This is a genomic window from Bowmanella dokdonensis (genome assembly GCF_017254865.1).
GTDB classification, from domain to species: Bacteria; Pseudomonadota; Gammaproteobacteria; order Enterobacterales; family Alteromonadaceae; genus Bowmanella; species Bowmanella dokdonensis.
The window spans coordinates 1-451 of sequence record NZ_JAFKCV010000090.1; the positions used below are offsets into that span (position 1 = coordinate 1).

Annotated in this window: 1 protein-coding gene; it reads left to right on the forward strand. The window is 54.3% G+C overall.

What is annotated here, in order from left to right; translation table 11 throughout:
* Positions 1 to 62: 62 nt before the first annotated feature.
* On the forward strand, positions 63 to 451 hold a 389-nt coding region (locus J0A66_RS21680; protein WP_206575934.1), incomplete at its 3' end, for a paraquat-inducible protein A.

Genomic DNA, 451 nt, shown 5'->3' on the forward strand with positions numbered 1-451 from the left:
TGAGTCATCATCAGCCAAACCAACACCTGCTTAGCTGCGAGGAATGTGGCTTGGTTCTGCGTATGCCCCAGTTAGCCGGTAAGGGCAAAGCCCATTGCCCACGCTGCGACCATGGGCTACTGACTGTTACCCATTCGCCTACGCAACAGGTTTGGGCCTATGGCGTGGCTTGTTTGGTGTGCCTGCTGCTAAGCCTGCTGTTTCCTTTTATGTCGTTTAACGCGCAAGGCTTAACGCAGGAAATCAGTCTGCTGGATACCGCGTTTGGGATGCATGTGTTTCAGCACAGTTTTTTGTCTGTGCTACTGGTGCTGTCCGTGGTGGTACTGCCGGTGGTGTATGTTTTCAGCCTGATGGCGCTGTATTTGGCTGCCAGGTTGAAACCCGCAGGGGTGTCGGTGGCCCTGTATCGGCGCTTGTGCCGTTTTCTGTCACATATCCAGCCCTGGTT